This is a genomic window from Microcoleus sp. MON2_D5 (assembly GCF_036701905.1).
GTDB lineage: Bacteria > Cyanobacteriota > Cyanobacteriia > Cyanobacteriales > Microcoleaceae > Microcoleus.
In genome coordinates this window covers 46,227-68,475 of sequence record NZ_JAUBRM010000036.1, presented here as the reverse complement: position 1 = coordinate 68,475, position 22,249 = coordinate 46,227, and the positions used below count along the sequence as shown (strand labels likewise).

General features: G+C 47.2%; 17 protein-coding genes. 9 read left to right on the top strand and 8 right to left on the bottom strand.

The features are described 5' to 3' along the window. Positions 1-469: 469 nt before the first annotated feature. Positions 470-1,999, bottom strand: a complete 1,530-nt coding sequence (locus QUA47_RS15205; protein ID WP_333431335.1) for a YifB family Mg chelatase-like AAA ATPase — start codon at positions 1,997-1,999, stop codon at positions 470-472. Positions 2,000-2,239: 240 nt separating this feature from the next. Here QUA47_RS15205 and QUA47_RS15200 point away from each other — a divergent pair, with 240 nt between their 5' ends. The 3 genes from QUA47_RS15200 to lnt all read left to right on the top strand — a co-directional run bounded on the left by QUA47_RS15200 (position 2,240) and on the right by lnt (position 6,109). Then, positions 2,240-2,587 carry a histidine triad nucleotide-binding protein gene (locus QUA47_RS15200; protein ID WP_190657440.1) on the top strand — a complete coding sequence of 116 codons (348 nt, stop codon included), beginning with the start codon at positions 2,240-2,242 and terminating at the stop codon, positions 2,585-2,587. A gap of 548 nt (positions 2,588-3,135) precedes the next feature. Further along, the gene (gene psbA / locus QUA47_RS15195; RefSeq protein WP_190693434.1) at positions 3,136-4,218 is read left to right on the top strand and encodes a photosystem II q(b) protein; all 1,083 of its coding nucleotides are present in this window, start codon (positions 3,136-3,138) and stop codon (positions 4,216-4,218) included. A 196-nt stretch (positions 4,219-4,414) separates the two neighbouring features. After that, positions 4,415-6,109 carry an apolipoprotein N-acyltransferase gene (gene lnt / locus QUA47_RS15190; protein ID WP_445302515.1) on the top strand — a complete coding sequence of 565 codons (1,695 nt, stop codon included), beginning with the start codon at positions 4,415-4,417 and terminating at the stop codon, positions 6,107-6,109. Positions 6,110-6,183: 74 nt separating this feature from the next. Here the strand turns inward: lnt and QUA47_RS15185 are convergent, their stop codons facing one another. Further along, complete coding sequence (locus QUA47_RS15185; RefSeq protein ID WP_333431334.1) at positions 6,184-7,089, bottom strand: bestrophin family ion channel; 906 nt, start codon at positions 7,087-7,089, stop codon at positions 6,184-6,186. 363 nt (positions 7,090-7,452) lie between these two features. On the opposite strand from QUA47_RS15185, the gene recJ reads away from it, so the two are divergent. Then, positions 7,453-9,549 (top strand): single-stranded-DNA-specific exonuclease RecJ, encoded by a 2,097-nt coding sequence (gene recJ, locus QUA47_RS15180; RefSeq protein WP_333431333.1) that lies wholly within the window; start codon positions 7,453-7,455, stop codon positions 9,547-9,549. A 121-nt stretch (positions 9,550-9,670) separates the two neighbouring features. On the opposite strand, the gene psb30 is transcribed toward recJ, so the two are convergent. Next, the gene (gene psb30 / locus QUA47_RS15175; RefSeq protein WP_190657431.1) at positions 9,671-9,811 is read right to left on the bottom strand and encodes a photosystem II reaction center protein Ycf12/Psb30; all 141 of its coding nucleotides are present in this window, start codon (positions 9,809-9,811) and stop codon (positions 9,671-9,673) included. 349 nt (positions 9,812-10,160) lie between these two features. Here psb30 and QUA47_RS15170 point away from each other — a divergent pair, with 349 nt between their 5' ends. The 3 genes from QUA47_RS15170 to QUA47_RS15160 all read left to right on the top strand — a co-directional run bounded on the left by QUA47_RS15170 (position 10,161) and on the right by QUA47_RS15160 (position 11,599). Continuing rightward, entirely contained in the window at positions 10,161-10,535 is a 375-nt protein-coding gene (locus QUA47_RS15170) for a YkgJ family cysteine cluster protein (RefSeq protein WP_333286655.1), read from the top strand. A gap of 198 nt (positions 10,536-10,733) precedes the next feature. After that, the gene (locus QUA47_RS15165) at positions 10,734-11,057 is read left to right on the top strand and encodes a hypothetical protein (RefSeq protein WP_190657428.1); all 324 of its coding nucleotides are present in this window, start codon (positions 10,734-10,736) and stop codon (positions 11,055-11,057) included. A 254-nt stretch (positions 11,058-11,311) separates the two neighbouring features. After that, a complete protein-coding gene (locus QUA47_RS15160) occupies positions 11,312-11,599 on the top strand; it encodes a YggT family protein (RefSeq protein WP_190657426.1) in 288 nt (95 codons plus the stop codon). 260 nt (positions 11,600-11,859) lie between these two features. On the opposite strand, the gene QUA47_RS15155 is transcribed toward QUA47_RS15160, so the two are convergent. The 4 genes from QUA47_RS15155 to QUA47_RS15140 all read right to left on the bottom strand — a co-directional run bounded on the left by QUA47_RS15155 (position 11,860) and on the right by QUA47_RS15140 (position 15,866). Beyond that, on the bottom strand, positions 11,860-12,291 hold the full coding sequence (locus tag QUA47_RS15155; protein WP_190657424.1) for a hypothetical protein: 432 nt from the start codon (positions 12,289-12,291) through the stop codon (positions 11,860-11,862). Positions 12,292-12,398: 107 nt separating this feature from the next. Continuing rightward, on the bottom strand, positions 12,399-13,412 hold the full coding sequence (locus QUA47_RS15150) for a shikimate dehydrogenase (protein ID WP_333431332.1): 1,014 nt from the start codon (positions 13,410-13,412) through the stop codon (positions 12,399-12,401). A 170-nt stretch (positions 13,413-13,582) separates the two neighbouring features. Beyond that, positions 13,583-14,947 (bottom strand): P-loop NTPase fold protein, encoded by a 1,365-nt coding sequence (locus tag QUA47_RS15145; RefSeq protein ID WP_333431331.1) that lies wholly within the window; start codon positions 14,945-14,947, stop codon positions 13,583-13,585. A gap of 559 nt (positions 14,948-15,506) precedes the next feature. Beyond that, positions 15,507-15,866 (bottom strand): hypothetical protein, encoded by a 360-nt coding sequence (locus tag QUA47_RS15140; RefSeq protein WP_333431330.1) that lies wholly within the window; start codon positions 15,864-15,866, stop codon positions 15,507-15,509. 604 nt (positions 15,867-16,470) lie between these two features. On the opposite strand from QUA47_RS15140, the gene QUA47_RS15135 reads away from it, so the two are divergent. Then, entirely contained in the window at positions 16,471-17,811 is a 1,341-nt protein-coding gene (locus tag QUA47_RS15135; protein ID WP_333431329.1) for an alkaline phosphatase PhoX, read from the top strand. 159 nt (positions 17,812-17,970) lie between these two features. Next, positions 17,971-18,423, top strand: a complete 453-nt coding sequence (locus QUA47_RS15130; RefSeq protein ID WP_333431328.1) for a hypothetical protein — start codon at positions 17,971-17,973, stop codon at positions 18,421-18,423. 581 nt (positions 18,424-19,004) lie between these two features. Here the strand turns inward: QUA47_RS15130 and QUA47_RS15125 are convergent. Then, positions 19,005-21,779 carry a phycobilisome rod-core linker polypeptide gene (locus tag QUA47_RS15125; RefSeq protein WP_333431327.1) on the bottom strand — a complete coding sequence of 925 codons (2,775 nt, stop codon included), beginning with the start codon at positions 21,777-21,779 and terminating at the stop codon, positions 19,005-19,007. Between the last annotated feature and the right edge of the window lie 470 nt (positions 21,780-22,249).

Sequence of the window (22,249 nt, the reverse complement as noted above, 5' to 3'; positions counted from 1 at the left end):
TATCCTTTCTCTGCGCTGTGCTTATCTCAATGGTCAACTTTCCACTTGATATATGTGCAAAACTGAGATGCACCCGATAAACCTCTTAACATTTGGGCTGATACACTTCAGTTGAGTAGCTTTCGGGAAATCGATCTAAAGCTTCCTCGATCGCCACTTTAACTGCTGCCTTGGTTTGCTGTCGCCTCCCCCAATCTAACACTAACAGAACTTACGCAACTGCCACAACTGCTCCTGGCACCATGCAGCACAAAATCAGACAATAAACATGGGAATATGGGGGCGTTTCACTGGCTCAATCAAATAATTGGACAACATCAATCGAGCTTAAATACCCCCTTAATCCCTTAGTCCCCCTCGGCTGGGGCTTTGTATGTTTAGAAGTGATTTAAATAGCCGAATCAACTGTTAGATCCCCAACTTCTTTAAGAAGTCGGGGATCGGGGGATTGTGTCTTTTGAGCCGCTGTTTACTGCATCCGATCGATCGTCCGATACTGCACCGCCTCCCCCACATGATTCGTTTTCAAGCTTTCATCCCCCGACAAATCAGCAATAGTCCTAGCAACCTTCAAAATGCGATCGCTCGCCCTCGCCGAAAGCCCCAACTTCCGAATCGCCATCTCCAATAAATTCCGAGAAGCATCATCCAACTGACACCATTTGTTAATGTGACTGCTTTGCATTTCCGCATTACAGCGCAAACTAGATTCCGACTGAAAACGGCGAGTTGCGAGCTCTCGCGCCCGCTGCACCCTCACCCGCACCGGTTCCGACTCTTCCCCCGTCGGCTGTCGCGTAATTTCCTCGGGTTTCAAACGATTAACCGCCACTTGCAAATCAATCCGATCCATCAAAGGCCCTGAAAGTTTGGCCCAATATTGCTCCCTCTTTTGCGGCGAACAAGTACACTGTTGAATCGAATCGCCGTAATAACCGCAAGCACAAGGATTCGTACTTGCAACTAAAGTGAATTGAGCCGGAAACATCACCGATTGTCTAGTGCGAGAAATCGTCACATAACCATCTTCCAGCGGTTGTCGCAAAAACTCCAAAACATCTCTTTTAAACTCAGTTAATTCATCCAGAAAAAGGATGCCGCGATGTGCTAAAGAAATTTCACCCGGACGCGGAAAACTGCCGCCACCTACCAAAGAAGGGCCTGATGCCGAATGGTGAGGACTGCGAAAAGGTCGATCGCCCACCAAGCTTCCCTTATCCTTCAATAACCCGGCCACCGAATGAATTTGAGTCACATCCAAAGCTTCCTCAAAAGTTAGCGGCGGCAAAATACCCGGCAAACGCCTCGCCAACATCGTCTTACCGCTCCCTGGCGGCCCCACAAAAATTAAATTGTGTCCCCCCGCCGCCGCAATTTCCAAAGCCCGCCGCGCGTGAATTTGCCCCTTTACATCCTTTAAATCTAAACCCGGAAACCGCGTTTTTGCTAACTCTTCTCGACCGTTTACTTCTACAGGCGAATAAACTTCAGGATTGTTTAAAAAATCAGTAACAGCAAAAATATTATCAAAACCATAAACAGATATTCCGTGCACCAAAGCCGCTTCCTGCGCGTTACCAGCCGGTACAACCAACCCTGAAATACCCATTTTTTGAGCAGCAGCGGCGATCGGCAAAACCCCAGCCACAGGCCGCAAACTCCCATCTAAAGAAAGTTCCCCTAAAAACAAATAATCTCCCAAAAGTTGACCGCTGACTTGTTCCGATGCTGCTAAAATGCCAATGGCGATCGGCAAATCAAAACTCGGCCCTTCCTTCCGCAAATCCGCCGGAGTCAAATTAATCACAATACTCCGCATGGGAAAAGCATATCCCGAATTTTTTAGCGTAGCCCTAACCCTTTCTTTAGCTTCTTGCACCGCAGAATCGGGCAATCCCACAACGACGATTTTTGGTAGCCCCCCTGACACATCAGCCTCAACACCAACCTTTACCGCGTCAATTCCAACGATCGATGCACTCCACACCCTAGCAAGCATTTTTCTTAATCCTTAATTTGCCTGTCCCTGATTCATCATCTATTATGATTAACAATGACTAATGAATATCGGGAGAGGCAAGAAAAACTTTTCCTTGCCTCTTCTTTTTCTGCTCTTCCCTCTCACCTGTTGGGTCTTCCCTCTTCCCACTTCCGCCTTCTTCCCTCTTCCGTCAAAATCCATCCGTTAAATCCGTTACATCTTGTACACTGCTTCGTTGCCGAACTTCGTTAACAACCCATGACAACTCAAGAAACGCTTTTCAGCAAAATCATCCGCAAAGAGATTCCCGCAGACATCGTTTATGAAGACGACTTGGCCCTCGCGTTCCGAGATATCAATCCGCAAGCGCCCGTCCACATCCTCGTCATTCCCAAACAGCCTATTGCCAAATTAGCCGATGCCGAGTCGGAAGATCATGCTCTGATGGGACACTTGCTGCTGACTGTCAAACGGGTAGCAGAACAACTCGGACTTAGTAACGGCTATCGCGTCGTCATTAATAGCGGCAGCGACGGCGGCCAAACTGTAGACCACCTGCACCTTCACATTCTCGGCGGACGGCAGATGAAGTGGCCCCCAGGCTAAAGCCTAATTTTTACGCAGAACTTGCGGACTCATCCTCAGAAACCCGGTTGATTTCTATTGCCAAGCGCCTCAGAAACCGGGTTTCTTTTTTCGTCAATAAACCGGTGGATTGGAGATTATTGAGAATGTAGCGCGATCGCACTAAAAACCAACTTTTCAGTATTCTCCCGCTAAAAAATTCCCCTCGCAGAAGCCACCAGTTATAGGTTAATAAATATTAAAAATTATATCTTCAAGACTTAATTAACAGATATTTAGATAGAGAGACAATCGACCTGAACAAAAATAATTAGCTCGAAGTGCTGGATTAAGCTACAGATAATAAATTCAGTTCTTCAGGTCGCTATATTTAACGTGTTAGGTGGGTAATATTCCTTTGAAAAAAACAATAAATATTTATCAAGAATCCAATTTTTGTAAATGTTTGTAAAATCTTTAAATTGTCCGCAGTAATCCCTTGGCAAACTTTAGTGAATGGTGTTACTAATATAAGCGTGGGGCATCCCCACAACGAACCTTGAAAATTCAATTAAGCCATCATAAACCAAATGACAACAACCGTACAGCGTCGCGAAAGCGGCAACGTTTGGGAACGGTTCTGCGAGTGGGTAACTAGCACCGATAACCGGATTTATATCGGTTGGTTCGGCGTCTTGATGATTCCCACCTTGCTCAGCGCCACCATCTGCTACATCATCGCCTTCATCGCTGCTCCTCCTGTGGATATCGACGGCATCCGCGAACCAGTTGCTGGTTCCTTGATGTACGGCAACAACATCATTACTGGTGCTGTTGTTCCTTCATCGAATGCGATCGGGCTTCACTTCTATCCCATCTGGGAAGCAGCTTCCCTCGATGAATGGTTGTACAACGGCGGCCCCTACCAATTGGTAGTTTTTCACTTCCTCATTGGCGTTTTCTGCTACATGGGTCGTGAATGGGAATTGTCCTACCGTTTAGGTATGCGTCCTTGGATCTGCGTCGCTTACTCTGCACCAGTTGCAGCAGCCACCGCAGTATTCTTGATTTACCCGATCGGACAAGGCAGCTTTTCTGACGGTATGCCCTTGGGTATCTCCGGCACATTCAACTTCATGATCGTGTTCCAAGCAGAACACAACATCCTGATGCACCCCTTCCATATGTTGGGAGTTGCTGGTGTCTTCGGCGGTGCTCTGTTCTCCGCCATGCACGGTTCTCTCGTTACCTCTAGCTTGGTTCGCGAAACAACCGAAACTGAATCTTTGAACTACGGTTACAAATTCGGTCAAGAAGAAGAAACCTACAACATCGTTGCAGCCCACGGCTACTTCGGTCGGTTAATCTTCCAATACGCGAGCTTTAACAACAGCCGTTCTTTGCACTTCTTGTTAGGTGCATGGCCAGTTGTCGGTATCTGGTTTACCGCTTTGGGTATTTCCACGATGGCGTTTAACTTGAACGGTTTCAACTTCAACCAATCGATTATCGACTCGCAAGGTCGCGTGATCAACACTTGGGCTGATGTCATCAACCGCGCTAACTTGGGTATGGAAGTAATGCACGAGCGCAACGCTCACAACTTCCCCCTTGACTTGGCCGCCGGTGAAGTCACCCCAGTAGCAATGGTTGCTCCTTCCATCAACGGCTAAATTTAGCTTTTGATTTAACAAAAAGCGCTCCTAGAAATAGGGGCGCTTTTTGTTTTGGCAAGTAGAATTTGATAGATTTCCTTCTGTTAAATTCGTTAAATCCTTTAAATCCCATACACGGCGCGTTGCCGAGCTTCCTTCTTCCCGATCGATCTGATATATTAATTAGGAATTATTATTTTTGGCAATCATCAAAGTGGCGATATTTAACAGGCACAAATTTGAAAAACTCGTGGTTCATAAATCCAAAACATTAGCCTGGGCGATCGCATTTTTGAGCGGCATTTTGATGGCATTGACAACCGCACCAGTAAATGCTTGGCTATTGGCTTGGGTAGCATTAGCTCCCCTGTGGATTTTGGTTGTTAGTTATGAAAGGCCTCTTCAAGAAGTAAAACAACCAAAATTTTTCCTTCTTCCTGCTTCATTCTTCCTTCTTCCTTCACTCTGGGGAATTGGCTATCACGGATTAGCTTTATCTTGGATTATGGGAATTCATCCGATGACTTGGTTGGGAGTTCCTTGGTGGCCGAGTTTGGCGATCGCACTTTTTTGCTGGGCATTCATCACCCTGTGGGGAGCCGCCTTAGTTGCCGTTTGGGCGTGGTTATTTGTAATTCTCAACTCCCTAACTTTACCCGGCAAAAATCCTATTCTTATTCTTTACTCCCCCCCTTTACAAGGGGGGGCTGGCGGGAGTAGATCTAAAGTTTCAGCATTAACTCGCGTTTTAATTGGCACAGCTTTGTGGTGTGCCTTAGAAAGTATTTGGAGTACAGGTTCGCTGTGGTGGACATCCCTATCATATACGCAAAGCCCCCACAATTTAGCAATATTGCACCTCGGTCAACTCTCCGGGCCCAGCGCAGTAACAGCCGCTATTGTAGCAGTAAATGGCTTAATCGCCGAAGCTTTTATTGAAGGAGGAAGGAAGAAGGAAGAAGGAAGAAGGAAGAATTGGGTTGCTTATATTTTGCCTGCGAGTTTGTGTTTAGTTTTGCATATTGTAGGATGGAGCTTATACAACCGCCCTTTGAATCAAGAAGCTGCAACTGCTTTAAAAATTGGCATTATTCAAGGCAACATTCCTAACGAGATTAAGTTTGATTCAGGGGGTTGGGGGCGGGCTTTGGAAGGTTACACCACTGGATACAAACAGTTAGCAGATAGGAAAGTCGATGCTGTGTTAATTCCAGAGACGGCTTTGCCTTTTATCTGGACAAATGAGTATCAGCGTTCTACTCTTTCTTTTTACCAAGCTCTTATCGAACGCGGCGTTGTGGCTTGGGTTGGAGGATTTGGACAGCAAGAGAATAGTATCACTAACAGCTTATTGGCGATCGATCGCACTGGAGAAATTCTCGGCCGCTACGATAAACTAAAGCTAGTGCCTTTAGGCGAATATATCCCTTTTTACGAAATCTTAGGCGGGATTATTAATCGGCTTTCTCCCTTAGATGCTCATTTAGTACCCGGCAATTCTCAACAATTGTTTGATACGCCGTTTGGCCGCGCCATTGTCGGAATTTGTTACGATTCGGCGTTTGCGGAAATTTTCCGATATCAGGCCGCGAATGGAGGCGAATTTATGCTCACAGCTTCCAACAATGCCCATTACAAACCGCCCATGTTGGCTCAACATCACGCTCTCGATGTGATGCGGGCAATTGAGACGGATAGATGGGCAGCTATCGCAACTAATACGGGTTACTCTGCTTTTGTAAATCCTCGCGGCGAGACGGTTTGGAAGTCGGAAATTAATACCTATGAAGTCCGAGATGCTACTATTTATCGGCGCAAAACTCGGACTTTGTACGTGCGCTGGGGAGATTGGCTGACGCCTTTATTGTTAGTATTGGCCGGGTTTATGCGGTTTATTGTTAAAAATTAACCAGTAGGTTATACCATTTTCGATTTTCGATACCAATCGAAAATCGAAAATCGAAAATCGAAAATCGAATGACTCTACTTATCTTTCACTTGTTCGTGAACGCTAGGGGATAAAGAAATTAAATCGTCCATATTGCGCTGCATGGTAGCACAAATATTGTCCAAAGGCAAATCATTGGCATCGTGTCCGAAGGGATTTTCTATTTCAATGCCAATTTCTTCGATACCGAACAAAGTAAAACTAATTAAAGCCACAATTGCGCCTGTTCCCCAACCCAAATCTTTCACCATTTGAAAGGGCAGTGCCAAACAGTAAAGCAACAAGAGTTGTTTCAGGTGAATCGCGTAAGCCAGAGGGATAGGCGTCTTCAAAATCCGCTCGCAGGCGCCTAATACATCAATCATAGAGTTGAGCAACTCATTCATACCTGTTAACTGATAGACATCCAGGCAATTGCGCTCGTACTGCTCGTGCATATAATCCTCAATCCAAAAGGCAATTTCTAGGGGCGGATTGTTCATTGATTTGAGCTTTTGGTACTGCACAGGAGACATTAACGGCTCCAACTCGGGATTTACTGATTCTTGCCGCAAGTGCAATTTTAGCGCCACTGCAAAAGCAACTAACAGGCGCAGGGCTGACTTTTTGAGTACGATATCCTGCGGGTCTTTTTCCTCAATTGCTACCCATATTTGGCGCGCCAAATTGCGGACGTTGTTGATTAAATTACCCCAAAACTTTCTACCTTCCCAAAATCGTTCGTAGGCTGTATTTGTCCGAAAAACTAACAGTAAACCCAGGACAATACTCGGTACAATACTCGACAAAATCGGCATGGACACTGGCCAATTAAAAAAGTGCAGCAGGGAAATAAAAACTCCAAAGCCGCCGCACAGCAAAACGCGGGGCAAAATTGAGGGAATGACAGACCCCCGAACCTGTAATGCAATTTTAAACCACGACGGTCGATCGCCACTCATGCAAGTCTCCTCATTAAATTAGTAGTCTGCGGCCTAGGGCGGGCAGCGCAAATGCCTGCTACACTTAGTTCTTCGGCTCCCGCCAGTCGATTTGAGATTCGAGATTTTAGATTGACTCCACAGATAAATCTGGGGGATTTGAACTTTGGTCTAAAATTTTTTGGTCTCCACAACTGCTGTCAGGACTTGTATCCCTATTTGGGTGCGGTGAGAGCTTCCAAAAAAAGCTTTCCTACAAACAACATTTGAATTTTACCCAAAAAACTCATCTTTAGGCTCAATTTAAAATCTACAATCTAGAATTGATTGACGCAGTGACTTAATTCGGTAAGATTAACTATGTATCTTTAAACCTCAGCTTCCGTGCAAGAGCTACCGACATCTGTGCCCCCGCATTTTCACCGATTGCCAAACCAACGGTGGCAAATTTATTCGCCTCAAACACAGCAAGCCGAACAGTTTGCCGCCGAAATCGGTTTGTCGCCCTTGCTGGCACAGGTACTGATTAACCGGGGCATCGATTCTCTGAAAGAAGTGCAAGGGTTTATCGAACCGGAATCTCTGGTTTTGCCCGCGCCAACCGATGAGTTTCCCGATTTGGCTGCGAGTGTCAAATTGTTGCGGGAAGCGATTTCGGGAGGAAAAAAAATTGCGATTTGCGGCGACTACGATGCTGACGGGATGACAAGCACCGCTTTGTTGCTGCGAGCTCTCAGGGCTCTGGGGGCGAATGTGGATTATGCTATTCCCAGCCGGATGCGAGAAGGTTATGGGATTAACGATCGCATTGTAGAAGAATTTCACTCCGAAGGTGTCGCTCTCATTCTCACGGTTGACAACGGAATTGCAGCCTACGGCCCGGTTGCCAGAGCGCGAGAACTCGGTGTCAAAGTTATTATTACAGACCACCACGATTTGCCACCAAAACTCCCCCCGGCTGATGCTATTCTCAACCCGAAATTAATCGCGGAATCTTCACCTTATCGCGGTTTGGCTGGCGTAGGCGTTGCTTATGTCTTGGCGATTACTTTGGCTCAGGATATGCAAAAAGTTGGCGGGTTGGTGAATCCCCTGCTAGAGTTATTTACGTTGGGAACTATTGCCGATTTAGCACCTTTGACAGGAGTTAATCGGCGCTGGGTAAAGCGTGGTTTACGGCTGTTGCCTCACTCGCAATTGGCGGGGATTCAGGCTTTGATTCAGGTGGCGGGAGTGCAGCCGGGAAGTACGGAAAGTCCCTCACTTCTCAACTCGCAAAATAAAACTAATAATTCCTTAAAGCCTGAAGATATTGGTTTTAGGCTTGGCCCCCGGATTAATGCTGTGGGGCGGCTGGCTGACCCTCAAATTGTGATAGAGTTGCTGACCACGGACGATCGCGAATTGGCTCTGAAAAACGCGATGCAGTGCGAACAAATCAATCAGCGCAGGCAGGAGTTGTGCCAGGAAATTGAGCAGGAAGCAATTGCTTGGTGCGAGGAAAGCGCTATAGACTTGCAGCAAGAACGAGTTTTAGTTGTCGTGCAGCCGGGTTGGCACCACGGGGTGATCGGGATTGTAGCTTCTCGGTTGGTGGAACGCTACGGCGTACCTGTGTTTATCGGTACTTTTGAGGATGAGGCTGGCGAAAACGAGGCTGTAGGGACGGTCGCCCATAAAATTGTCCGGGGATCGGCGAGGGGAATTCCTGAGTTTAATGTATTTGACGGGCTGAATTTTTGCGCGGATTTATTAACAAAATTTGGCGGACACAAAGCGGCTGGCGGTTTTTCGATGCCGGCCCAGAATCTCGAACAATTCCGCAATCAACTGTCAATTTTTGCCAATCAATGTTTGCAGCCGGAACACCTAAAACCGCTGGTTTCAGTTGACGTGCGAGCAGATTTGGCTGAGATTAATCTCGACCTTTACCGACAAATTGATGCTCTGGAACCTTGCGGGATTGAAAATAAGGCTCCTGTATTTTGGACGCCTAATGTTTGCATAACTGAACAGAAAATTGTGGGTAAAGGAGGTCACGTTAAACTAACTGCAACTCAAGATGGAAAAGTAGCGGCTAGTGTGAAGGCGATTGCTTGGCGTTGGGGGGAATATTTTCCTTTGCCTCGGCGGGTTGATATTGCTTACCGATTGCGGGAAAATAGTTTTAATGGCAAGACATCGGTGGAGTTAGAATTGTTGGGTGTTCGGCTACCGGCAAATGCTGCTACTTCCAGGCCACCGAGGTTGGGAAAAGTTGAGTTTGATTACTGCGATCGCACTTATTCTTGCAGTCTGTCTCCCGCCGGCTCGATCGAGGAATTGAGAATTCGCAACTCTCAAGGACAAGTTTTGGCTGTTTCACCCGGACAAAACATCGGTTTGTTAGGTAACTCCCGCAAAGATGCTAGAGAAGTCGATGTATCTCTACCTTTTTTTGAGAATTTGATTCAAACTGCTAAACACGCCCTGGGTATTTGATAACTCGGTATTTGATAAAAAATTTCGTGCATCATGGAAAATTGGCGATCGAGCGTTGTGAATTTTGAATAATTTAAAACTCAAAACTCCCAACTCTCGATCGCCCCGGAGCGTGCTATAATTACAGGTCGCCGCCTTTAGCTGCCAACAGAAAAATCACGATCGGGCCCGAAAGCACGACGGCTGCAAGTAAAGCTACCTGAACAATGAGTTGGTAGTCTACACCTGCCATACCACTGAAAAGATTGGTTATAAAGTCCATGTGTCCTCCTGACTGTAGTGATTAAGTCTAGATTGTTGAATTAGAAAATCCGCTTCTGATTTTACCGGGCGATCGTCCCTATTTTTTAAGGAACTTTACAAAATTCAACAAAATGTAAACTACGATCGACCTCTCAGTGACACCAAACCAAGGACTTGATGCCCCTTCCCCGAAAGTGAACGGAATCTAAAACCTCAAATCTAAAATCGAAAGCCCCTGGAGGAGCTCCGCCTCGGGCGCTGGCAATTGATATACTTGAAGAGCCCCAATCTCCTAAAGTTTGGCATTTTCCCGATTATGCTCCGAATCTAAAATCTAAAATCTAAAATCTAAAATCTAAAATCAAACTATGGCTACTTGGCGTTGCGTAAAGCAGTGCGGTGCTTGTTGTTACCTCGACCCAACAGAGCGCCCAGACTTAGACGAGTATTTATCTGAAGACGAATTATCGCTCTATTTGAGCTTAGTCGGAGATGACGGCTGGTGTATCAATTTTGACAAAGCGACCCGAGAATGCGGAATTTATGGCGATCGACCGCGCTTTTGTCGGGTAGACTCAGAGGTGTTTCAGGAGATGTACGGCGTTGAACCGGCCCAATTAAACGATTTCGCGATCGAGTGCTGCTTAGAACACATTGAAGATCTTTATGGCGATCGATCTTTGGAAATGATCCGCTTTAACTCTGAAGTCGGAATTCTCGCCTTACCTGACGGTGTTGCATAATTGCGGGATGATTTTGATTGTTTTGTGGGATGGGCCCATGAACCCGAAGGTGTGTATTTTCACAGCAGGCGGGACACCCCACAAGCATCCTTTTCAAATTGTGCAACGCCTACCTGACAACTAACAATCTCCCGGTTTCTCACCGGGAGAGTGTCAAAATAAACAAATTAAGGAAATATCGCGCAGTTGAGTTGAGCTATGAGTAATCGAGAGGGTTTTACAGGGGGATTTATTGCCGGAGCTGCCCTTGGCGGCTTGGTGGGTGCAGTTTTGGGCACAGTGCTGTCGCGGCGCGCTGCTGAAGCTTTGCTGAGTGAACCTTCAGACGCAAAAACCAGAAAAATCCGCCAGAGGAAAGCCAGCCAACTCGAAGCCGACGGGATGGAAGTAGCAAGGCTGAGTTTAGAAGATAAAATTGCCCAGCTAAATCAGGCAATAGATGACGTGCGGCTGCAACTCGGCGACGTAAACGGCAACGCGCCGGCGCCGGGCAACGAGGGCTCGATCGCCCCAGACTCCTGAATCCATTTAAAATTTTAGATTAGTCTGGCAGCTCCATGGGGGCTACTAACATCTTGCGCCATTCTCAAGAACTGGCTTTTGGGCCTGTTCCACAAAGAGTGAATTTTATTGTGGGGTGGCTATCATATCCTGCCCGCCCGTAAAAAGCTTGATGCTCCCCCTCTCCCCCCTCTCCCTCCTCTGTCACTCCCCCAGCTATGCTAAACTCACAGTTAAAGTGTCTGTAAACTTTACTCAAACTACAAGCAAAATTTATGAGTTCTTCAATAGGCCTTTTGGCAACCACGCTAGCGACATTTCTGCAAATCTATCTAGTCCTGATGATTTTTCGGGTGCTGTTAAGCTGGTTCCCCAATATCAATTGGTACGACCCCCCGTTTTCGATTTTGAGTCAGTTAACAGATCCTTACCTAAATCTATTCCGATCGATTATCCCCCCCTTGGGAGGGATTGACTTTTCGGCACTGATTGCGTTTTTTGTACTTCAGTTCGGCTCGGAATTCTTGATCGGTCTTTTGACCAGCTTGCAAACATCCTTGTAGTTTGAAAAGCTTAAGTTTTTAAGCATCGAGCGTAAATTGTTTGGCAGACCTAGCTGCCTGCAACTAAATTTTAGATTTGACATTTTTAGATGAACTCCCTGGTTGAAAAGCTGGGGAGTTCATCGTACATTAGAAATGAGAAATTGCCAGCCACTCAACAATCTCAAATCACAAATCTCAAATCTAAAACTGCAGATCGGTTTAACGGGCAGCCAACCCAAAATCTCTTTCTCAGCAATCTAAAATCTCAAAGAGTTTTGTTAGCGGCGAACCACGCCCGTAAAACCTGTAGCTTTAAATTGCTTGAGCTTCAAAGGTGTTCGTTGATTGGCGGCAACGGAAATTCTGAGCTGAAAATCGCTAACTCCGGGAGGAACTTCTTCTATAGAACCCAAGCGAGTGCGATTTTGCATCACCGGATTGTCGTCGGCATCATAAATGCGGCCGAAAATATCGGCATTGACAACTGGTTTGCCGGTGCTATTTTCAGCTTTCCCAGTAATCAAAAAGCAGGTAGCTTCCATAGAACTGCCGCTGGTGACTGTTCCTTCTCCCATTTCGGCAGGACATTCGCGATAAGAAAGGTCGGAAAGTTTAATCTGCGTCAGAGCCCAAGCAGGTGGAGTGAATACCAAACTAAAAATTCCGATTAGGCAAGTAGCAAAAAAAAGGCTGATAGCTCGAAATTTCATAAATGGCGGGGCAAGTATATTTTAATTCTCAGCTTAGCGCGAATTCAGCCTCTAATTCCTACTTATAGGAATTCTGAAAACTACAGCTACTTTTTGAAGAAATGGCATTAGTCTAGACCTAAATGCTGTCGCAAGGCTTGGCGCATCACATCAACTGGGACGGATTCTTTATCCAGCCAAATTTTTAAGGCGGCTGCTCCTTGTTGAACTAGCATTTCGAGTCCGTCAATAGCTCGCGCTCCCCGAAGCTGTGCATCTTTGAGAAACTGGGTAGGATTAGGGGTGTAAATTAAATCATAGACGATCGCACCTGCTGAAATTCGATCGAGCGCACCATCCGCAACCGGCGACTTTTCCCCATGCGGATACATCCCCACAGGCGTCGTGTTCACCAGCAAATCTGCCTGCGAGATTAACATTGACACATTCTCCCAAGTATCCACCTGCAAATTCTGCACGGGCATCGGAGAATTGACCCAACTCTGCTGAAATTCCGCTAAATTTTGTTCGTTGCGGCCGACAACGTGAATCTCTGCACATCCCAATTGAGCGCATCCAGCCACAACAGCTCTCGCCGCCCCGCCATTCCCCAAAATTACCGCTACTTTCTGACTCCAATCGGAACCCCCCCTAGCCCCCCCTTGGTAAGGGGGGGGACAGGATTCCACAGCCCCCCCTTGGTAAGGGGGGGGACAGGATTCCACAGCGGTATTGCCCCTTTCTAAGGGAGAAATCGCGTCTTTAGCCCCCCCTTGGTAAGGGGGGGTTGGGGGGGTTGGCAGCGGCGCGAGAAAGCCTTCAACGTCAGTATTTGTGCCGCACCAACCTTTGTCAGTTAGGTATACGGTATTGACTGCGCCGATCGCTCGGGCGATCGGGGAAACTTCCGACAGCAGCGGTAAGATTGCTTGTTTGTGCGGAATCGTGATGCTAAATCCCCGAACGCCGATCGCCGCAAATCCTGCAAGAGCAGCTTTTAAATCCCCTGGTTTTACCGGAAACGGCAGGTAAACAAAATCGACTCCCAAGTGGGAAATAGCAGCATTGTGCATCGCCGGCGACAGAGAATGTTCGACGGGATGACCAATTACTCCCAACAGTTTAGTAGTGCCTTTAATCATTTTTGTTAGTTGACTGTTGACTGTTAACGGTTGACTGTTGAGTTTTGTTAGTTTTCATACCACATCCTGCTACAGTTTGGCCCTTATTCTTTAGTCGGCTAGGAGTGAACTTCATTGGTTCAGAAGCGATTTTCCTCGCCGAGTGACTGTAAACCGTCAACTGTCAACTGTCAACCGTCAACTGTTTCCCGAAACTCTTTGGCGTCAGCCAAAATCGGATTGACATCAAACCAGTAATCCTCGCCGTAACGGTATTCAAACACCCAGAGACTACGCAGCAAGATTTGGTATTTAGTTTCCCCACTCACAGTTTTGGTAGCGGATACTTGGCGCAGCAATTGCCACTCATCGGGTTCGATCGCCAAAGTAAGCTGGTGGCGGCGCTGGACGATCACATTTTCCAAAGTTTCCCGCGACAGAGGAGGGTCTTGTTTCTGCAGACAGCTATACAGCAGTTGCAGCAAATTGCGGACATGACCGCCGCTGACTCGACACAGGCGATCGAGAGTTTCCGCAGAGTCGAAAACTTTGCCAACCAAAGCATAGCGCTGCGAAGGCTGCACTGTGGGAAAAGCCCGCGCCAGAACCATCTGACGCAGCAATTCCAGACCCTCAGAGCACTCAGAACCGTCGCTAAACTGCACCGGCACCATGGGCAAAACCTTCGGATCTACCCCAAATCGATTGGTCAACTGGCCCAAATCGTTAGAGAAAATCAGCACCAAAGGAATTGTATACACGACGTGGCAATTTAGTCTTGCCAACTGTTCGCCGCGATCGACAAACAGGTATTCCGGCTGAAGCCGCCCCGTCGGTTTCGCGCACAGGTGTATGCGATCGAGATTGTCGATAATTACTACAAGTCCTTGTTTCCCTTGGCGTTTGAGTTCTTGATTAGCCGGCTCCAGCAACTCCTTATTAAGCGCATCTAAAATTACGTTAGTTCGCGGCTCCAAATATTGCCTCAACTCCGATCGCAGATTCGGAGCATCTTTCGCCTTAGCAGTAATTTTGCCAATTCCCAGCGCCAGAGAAAATTCTCCCTCCGTGCTGGCATTTATTTCCCCAACACCAGGGACATTAGCTTCAGCGCTCAAGTCTATTTGAGTTTGAAAAACATCAGCAACCCCTTTGAGCAAAGCTTTAAAACCCCTCGGTTGCAGCTTGATTTTCATTTTCTCGATGCTTTCGCTCACCTGACGAGCAACGCTCAACAAAATGTCAGTGATATCTACATCTGCCATGTCTAAGTCTTTACTCGACTCAAAGTAAACAACATGAAATCCTTGTTGCTGCAATTGAGCTTGCAGCCGCAGCAATTCAGTTGATTTACCAGAGCCGATGTGACCGGTGAATAATTGACAGGTAGGTGCATCGGGGGACAGACGGCTGATGGTGCGCTCCAATTGTTCGACGATTGTGCCGCCCCGCACTGAAGAGAAATCGATATAGTATTGTCGGTCTTTTTGATTTGCTACTGCCAGGGTGTAGCTGGGATTGCAGGCGCTATAAAATTTCTGTAAATTTAGTTCCATACCCTGTTCCATCTTTCACAACATTATGCCCTAATAGCTTATTCGTTTCGCTATGGTAATAATCAGCACAACTTCTCAGTTGATTTCGCTGTTTTACGGGGCAATCAATATCTTGATACCTGCCTAACTCAGCACTCCAAAATTATACTTTTTTGGGGTACTGGGAATAAATAAAACCCACTAAAACCTCCCATAAATCAGTAATGTATCCTCGTATAGCGAACGCGAATTCATTGACAGTACAGACGAAAAAATGACAGTAAGGTTCTCCAATAAAGTGAGGATTGAAGTACGGTTAACCGAATAAAAAATAGGTAGAAATCAGGTATCCATAAACCAGGTTTTTTTAATAAAACCTTGTAGGTTGAACCCTAGTGGAGCGAAACCAACAAAAGATTTTAGATTGGCTATTTTAGATGGCAGCAAAAATGTAAAATCTAAAATTGATGACGTTGGGTACGAGTGCCTCAACCCAACCTACTTTCTTAGAGCATTTTGACTGAGGCCCGAAGGTGTTGTGTAAGAAACCGGGTTTCTCGGTGTGATATTTTTTTTGGATCTACTTATTTTTGAGCAATTCTACCATTTTGTGACCGACACCTGCAGCCGAAGCGGGATTTTGGCCTGTGACGAGCCTCTCGCTCGCCACAACGCCAACTTGAAAATTAAGATTAACTAACGCCGCCAGCCCGTGACAGACAGCACCAACAATGCCATCTGCTTCATAAATAGCACCAATCCCAGCAAGTTCCTGGTTATCAGCAAAATCCCACATTGTACCGTGTCCCCCAGCGTAGAAAATAGCGCCATGTTCTGCGGGGTCAATTTGTGCAGGATTGAGAGTATGTTCCACTCGCGCCACCTGTCCCCCACCACTTTTGGCGAGTTGTATTTCGCAGAATAATTGACGTTCATCCAAAACTGCTCGTACCCAATTTAAGAGCAATTAGACAAGCCGTTGCATCGGGATTTGGCTTTAGGGTTCTTTGCGACTACTTGTGTGCAGTTTGCTTGGGTAAAAAAAACAGAAAATAATAAGCTCCTCGTTTGGGGTGTACTTTATCCAATTGCAAACCGCTATTTCAATGGGCCATTTTCGTATAACTACTTGAACTCAGTCCAGTTGTGTAGAAGTTTAAACCGATTTTATGGGTAAATTTTTACAAATAGAAGCTGTTAAAAAAGATAGAGAATGTCAACGCAAAAATAACCAGATCAACACAAAATTCATAATTTTTAGTGACTTATTTTAATTTTTAAAATATTAAGACAGAGAGAGTTTTTTATAAGAATCTCTTGAAGAAAGCCGATTAAGGTAATGTCCATCCTGCAAATTCCTACTGAATAAAAACATCAACAGGCTGAAAAAATAGAGCAGCGAACAGCCCGGTTAGCAGCGCAATTACGAGCCACTGGGATTGACATTTAACAACTATGAAACAACCTTAATGAGAAGTTAAACCAACCTTATCTTAGCCTTGATGCAAGTTTAGTATGCTTTGTTTAATTCACCGGAAAAGCTCATGCAACTATCACGACGAAAGTTTTTTACATTGGCAGGAGCGAGCGCTGCTGGCACTTTGATGATGTCTCCTCTAGAAGCGCTTTATGCCAGAAAGGCCAATGGTGAATCAGTATTTGGAGGAGGGTATGGACCCCTCGTACCCGATCCGAATGGATTGTTAGATTTACCCGATGACTTTCAGTATCGGGCTTTTTCACGAACGGGCGAAATGATGAGCGACGGTTCCCCTGTGCCCGGTGGTCACGATGGCATGGCGGCTTTCCCAGGTCCCCAAAACACGGTGATTCTGGTTCGCAATCACGAACTGAGTCCGAATTCTTCAACACAAGTTGTGGGTCCAAATCCTTACGATCCTCTTTGCAAAGGAGGGACAACCACACTACAGGTTGGACCCAATCGTCAGCTCATCAAGCACTACGCTTCGCTTACCGGCACCTATCGAAATTGTGCGGGCGGCCCGACTCCTTGGGGTTCTTGGATTACTTGCGAGGAGGATGTCTCGACTGTGGCGACTAATAGAGCACCGGGCGATGCGAGAAATGTCTCCAAATCTCACGGCTACAACTTTGAAGTTCCGGCTCTCGCAACGGTTCCTGTGAATCCCGTACCTTTAGTTGCAATGGGACGGTTTAACCATGAAGCGGTGGCGATCGACCCCAAAACCGGAATTGTCTACGAGACTGAAGACCGAGGAGATAGCCTCTTCTATCGCTTTATCCCCAATCAACGGAACAATTTAAGCGCCGGGGGTACTCTGCAAGCGCTGAAGATTAAGAATATGCCTAAGGCAAAGACTTTTGCAGGCTTTCCCAAGGGCCAACCGATGTCCGTGGAATGGGTGACAATTGACAATCCTGACCCGGCTACGGATACAGTACGGGTCGAAGGTTTCGGTAAAGGTGCTGCCCAGTTTACTCGTGGGGAAGGCATCTGGTACGGCAATCGTGAAGTTTACTTCTGTTGCTCGAATGGTGGCTCTGTTGATGCTGCCACTGGCAGACCGAACGGATTTGGTCAGGTTTGGCGGTATCTTCCCGATCAAGATATGATCGAACTTTTTGTTGAGGCTAAATCGGCTGACGAACTCGATGGTCCTGACAACATTGTTGTGGCACCTCATGGCGATCTGATTATTTGCGAAGATGGCAATGATGAGCAGTTCGTGGTGGGCGTAACTCCCAACGGGGAACTGTATCGTTTCGCAAAAAATGCGCTCAACGATCGGGAGTTTGCCGGAGCCTGCTTCTCGCCGGATGGTCGAACTATGTTCGTTAATATCCAAACCCCAGGCATCACGTTTGCCATTTGGGGTCCTTGGAGGTCTCAACGAGGAGCATAACATTACTGTCTTATAGTGCGAGCATTTTATTTGCCTGTAAAACGCTCTTATGTTCGCACTATGCAGAAGATGGTGAATCACGCCGGATTGTGGCAACATCCGGTGTGGGTTCTCTATAAGCCTATGAAAGTTTAACGGTTTGTGGGAGTTTGAAGAGTAGTGCAATACGTCCGCCAGTCGAAACGAGTGTTTTATTCTCTGGTAATGGTGTCGATCGCCTTTGGCGTTGATTTATCTCAATCTAGGGATTCAGTCGCTCAAATACCCGTTGATTATGTTTGCTATATACAGACGAGTGAGGGTCGAACGATCGACTTAGGTAAGCTTTGTGGAAGTAGTGGCAGAGGCCGCCCGATCGCTTTAGATCCCAATGACCAGGCGTTTCTTAATAGTTATCAACGATCGTTGAGCAAACGGCTCAATTCAGCCTCATCCGATGCCGTATCTCGCGTTCAGCGAAATCCCCAAGCGGCTATCGAACGTGCGCGCGGGATATGTAATGCGCTCAGTGCGGGAATGTCGATCGACTTGCTGCAACCTCAAGGCAATGCTGAAGTTGATGCGCTTAACGCTCTGGCTCCTAAATATTACTGCTCTGAGTTTGACGACTGAGCAAGGAAGTAACTAGATTTTGAAGGGAAGAAAGGGTTGATTAACTGTAAGACTTTTTCTGACATTTGCTAACAATCACTTACATTTACAAGATGTCTTTATGCCATGTAGAATGAATTTAGCCGAGCCGATTAACGGTGACAAACCTTCGTAGTAAGGAACCTCTATATAAATAAGTTGCCTCTACATTATCAAAGCAAATAATCGAATTGGCTAAATGCGGTCACGTGAAAACCAAGCTGAACCCTCATAGTACAAGTGCTTCTAGAGATTTCTAGGGGCTGCTGGTTGATACGCATTGGTTGAGTTCTCATCTCAACTTATAGCGGTTGGCAATTGGATGAAGTACACCCCAAACGAGGAACTTCTTCTTTTGGGCATTCTGAGCCTGTACCTCATCCTAATGACAACTGGTATAATATCCTCTTCATCAGCATTCATCAGCGGTTAAAAATTCAAAATTTATCAAGACAGCGCAACTACAAACCTGTCATAAAAAAGGGCTGGCAATTACGCCAGCCCTTCAACTAATTTGAGATGTTAAATTATTGCTAATTTAACATCTCAAACCTCAAATCAATCTAGCTTCTGTCAGTAGCAGCTACTGGCTCAAAGCTTGGAACCACCAACTCATCATTCTGCTTGGTGAGTTGATTGTACAGCCTTTCGGTATTCGGGAAATTCGCAGCAGGGAGAGTCGGAAAGCGACGGTAAGGAACAGTATCCTCGCCAAACGCCTCGGCATATTCAACGCTGTTCAACATTGCGTTGATAAAGCCCTTAATCCCTTTACTTGCCAAGATTTGGTTGTAGGTCCGAATCTCCGCTTGATTGCGGGGAGCGCGGCCCAAGAAGTGCTTCGTTCCCAACTCAATCACCTTAGTATTGGGATAAGGTGCGTAGAACTGTTTGATGTACAGCGACGAGCAGCCCAAAGCCTCAATGAATTCCTTGAGATTGATTTCATTGTTGCCCAGTTTGCTTTCCAGCGCCGTGAATTCATTCTTCACAACATAGGGGTGGATGTCGCGCTCAAAAATTTGACGGTAAGCAGCTTGAATTAAAGTTTTCAAAGCTACTTTGTCCGAAGTATTCGTCAGCTTGAACACCTTAGTTTGTTCGCGCCGCTTGCTGACACCTTGAGCGAGGCTATTTTGTAACTCGAATTCGCCCCGATCGAGCGCAGTGCCGAGTTCGATAAACCGAGGAGTTTCTGGCGTCTGAGCTTGGACATTTTGCTCAGCGACGGAACCCGATCGCATCGTCCGCATCGACAAACCACCGGGAGTCACATAGCGCTCGTAGGGAACTGTATCTTCCCCAAAAGCTTCGTTGTACTCCGTGCTGTCGAGGATGGCATCGACCAGCGCGTAAAAACCCTTCTTGGAACAAATGTCAAAGTAAGCGTTCATTTCCTGGCGGCCGTAGGTAGGGCGTCCCAGGAGTCGGCGGTGAATGTACTCGATCGCCTTACAAACGTAGAGCTTGCTCCAGTACATATTGCGGAACACGTCCGACTTCGCCAACATCCGAATAAACTCGCGCATCGGAATCTCGCCGTTTTCCAGCTTAATTTCCGCTACCTTTTGGCGCTGGCCGTCGAACACGTCGCGACCGAACACTTGCAGGTAAGCTGCCCGAATCACCGCTTGGGTGGAACTTTCGGTAAATTTGACACTGGAACTGTTGCTGTAGCTGCTAGAGACACCGCGAGCGGTTTTCTTGGAAGCCACATAGCCACCCGGTAACTGGTCTAATTTAAAGACCTTGGGGCCGAGAGAGCCGGGAGCCTTGCCGCGGGCTTCCGGGTTGCTCAATTGGTTTTCAATCCCCGCACCTTGACGGATCAGGATGCGGCGGGTGTCCTTGCCGAAGGGAGCGGGACGGCTCTTGGGGTTGCGAGTTTCTTGCGGGAAAATCGCGCCGAACTGAATTTCCAGCGGATCGTTGCCAACACCGTAAACGTGCTGGTCTGGCAGAGGCTGGGTGTAGCCGGCAAACAAGGTGATGAACTGAGGAACCTTGCGGAACGGAGCGCTGAAATTGAACAAATCAATTTGCGGGCCCCAGTTGCGACACTCCTGAGCTTCTTGGCCCAAACCGCGTAGGTAAGGCACTGTTTCTTCGCCGAAGTAATCGGAATACTCCTGGGAATAGACCATCGCGTCTACAAGGGCTGGCAGGCCGCCTTTGCTGACGATCGCAAAATACTTGCTAAATTCCTCCCGCGAGCTCAAACCGCGGCCTAGGAAGTGACGGGCGGCCAATTCTACAGCGCGGCTGTTGACAAACGGCTCGTAGAATTGCTGACGGTACAGAGGAGATTTGCCAAGGCGGCGAATAAACTCTTTCATCGAGATTTCGCCATTTTTGACCTTGGATTCCAAGTCAGAAATGCTTTGGCTGTATGCGCGGCTAATGTCGCGCTCGAATACTTGGCGGTAAGCTGCTTTGATTACTTCTAGCTTTTCAGCCGAAGACAGGCCGGTTTTCATGACGAATTTCGACCGTCGCTCGGATGCGTTGAAGTAGATTTGGGGCAGTTGCAGCCCTTGCTGGTCGTTGCTTTCGCGCTGCCGCACCTTGTCTGAAGGTGTGGGAGCTTTGAATTCGGTAATAGCTACATCGAAATACTGTCCGACGATCGCCGCTGCCTCTGCATTATTTCTGAAATAGCCCAAAGATGCTGCCTTCATTTCCTGCATTGCCACAATTGTGGCCGCGGAAGAGCAAGCATTTTCGATGATTTCCCGCAATCCGCGCACGTTCACCGAAATAATGTTCGGGTCGCCAGCTACGATCGCGTAGGTGATGTAGCGCAAAAACCAGCTCAAATCCCGCAGAGATTTGGTCATGTTGCCCGGGCCGTAGCGCGAGACATTGATCGGCTGAAATCCTGCTGGGAGCGGGCCGCTGTAGCCGCCACCGTTGCCAGAAAATAGATTTCCTAGCCCCAAGAAACCACCGCCGCCACCGCCGTTGCCGCCGCCTGCGCGACCTTCAACGTAGGTAACAGTTCCCAGTTTCATGCCTTCAGAGACATTCCCCGAGCCGCCGCGAGCCGCGCCTGCTACAGCCATCGCAGGTTCTTGTGGTCTTTCCAAGAATGCCAGCGGGGAACCGCCGGTAAAAATCCGGTTGGCTGCGCGGGATACTATCAGTTCCGAGTTTTTGGTCAGCGTCGCAGAGATATCGATCCGAAGAGCCCCTGAACTGAAATAACTTGCCAGTTCGCTGAGTTCGCCCCGCTGTAGAAAGCGGTCTTGCTGTTCTGCTTGCGAAATTGTTGCGACCGGTACAGTTTGATATAGTTGCGGACGCGCAACCGAGCTTCCACCACTTGCTTTTACAGTCATTAGACTCTTTCGCTCCCTATCCAAATAGTTGCAGCATTTAACCCGACTAACCTTGCCTTCTCATGCAGGTCAAAGTAGGTATTTTTGCTTTGTTTACTTTTTGCCTTTACCTGTCACGAGGTTCGGGCGCGCTTACTTTCTTAGATTAAAATGTTTTGGTTTCATCTTTCTGCCTGCCGGGAAATGTCCGATCCGAAGGCAGGCACGGGGTACTCCCTCCGCTGCGCTCCGCCGGCATACCCGTGGAAAAAAAGACTCGGCAGGAGAGTTGCCTTTGGGCGATTGCAGCAAGTGCCGTCAATTAAGGGAAAAGAAAATCAAAAATTTTCTTCTGCCTTTTTCTGGATCTGTGACTTTCTGCGGAAAGACGCCTCCGCTTCACCCGAAAGCTCCGCGGTGGGTTATTGACAGTCCTTGTTTGTTAAAAAGCCTGCCGACATTTATTGTATAGATTTAAGAGAGCCTATATG

What these genes read in the sequence shown, in the direction of transcription:
- psbA (WP_190693434.1), top strand. Translation starts at nt 3,136, where the DNA reads ATGACAACAACCGTACAGCGTCGCGAAAGCGGCAACGTTTGGGAACGG.
- QUA47_RS15145 (WP_333431331.1), bottom strand. Translation starts at nt 14,947, where the DNA reads ATGGAACTAAATTTACAGAAATTTTATAGCGCCTGCAATCCCAGCTAC.
- QUA47_RS15160 (WP_190657426.1), top strand. Translation starts at nt 11,312, where the DNA reads ATGAGTTCTTCAATAGGCCTTTTGGCAACCACGCTAGCGACATTTCTG.
- QUA47_RS15135 (WP_333431329.1), top strand. Translation starts at nt 16,471, where the DNA reads ATGCAACTATCACGACGAAAGTTTTTTACATTGGCAGGAGCGAGCGCT.
- QUA47_RS15185 (WP_333431334.1), bottom strand. Translation starts at nt 7,089, where the DNA reads ATGAGTGGCGATCGACCGTCGTGGTTTAAAATTGCATTACAGGTTCGG.
- QUA47_RS15170 (WP_333286655.1), top strand. Translation starts at nt 10,161, where the DNA reads ATGGCTACTTGGCGTTGCGTAAAGCAGTGCGGTGCTTGTTGTTACCTC.
- QUA47_RS15155 (WP_190657424.1), bottom strand. Translation starts at nt 12,291, where the DNA reads ATGAAATTTCGAGCTATCAGCCTTTTTTTTGCTACTTGCCTAATCGGA.
- psb30 (WP_190657431.1), bottom strand. Translation starts at nt 9,811, where the DNA reads ATGGACTTTATAACCAATCTTTTCAGTGGTATGGCAGGTGTAGACTAC.
- QUA47_RS15125 (WP_333431327.1), bottom strand. Translation starts at nt 21,779, where the DNA reads ATGACTGTAAAAGCAAGTGGTGGAAGCTCGGTTGCGCGTCCGCAACTA.
- QUA47_RS15205 (WP_333431335.1), bottom strand. Translation starts at nt 1,999, where the DNA reads ATGCTTGCTAGGGTGTGGAGTGCATCGATCGTTGGAATTGACGCGGTA.
- QUA47_RS15165 (WP_190657428.1), top strand. Translation starts at nt 10,734, where the DNA reads ATGAGTAATCGAGAGGGTTTTACAGGGGGATTTATTGCCGGAGCTGCC.
- QUA47_RS15200 (WP_190657440.1), top strand. Translation starts at nt 2,240, where the DNA reads ATGACAACTCAAGAAACGCTTTTCAGCAAAATCATCCGCAAAGAGATT.
- QUA47_RS15150 (WP_333431332.1), bottom strand. Translation starts at nt 13,412, where the DNA reads ATGATTAAAGGCACTACTAAACTGTTGGGAGTAATTGGTCATCCCGTC.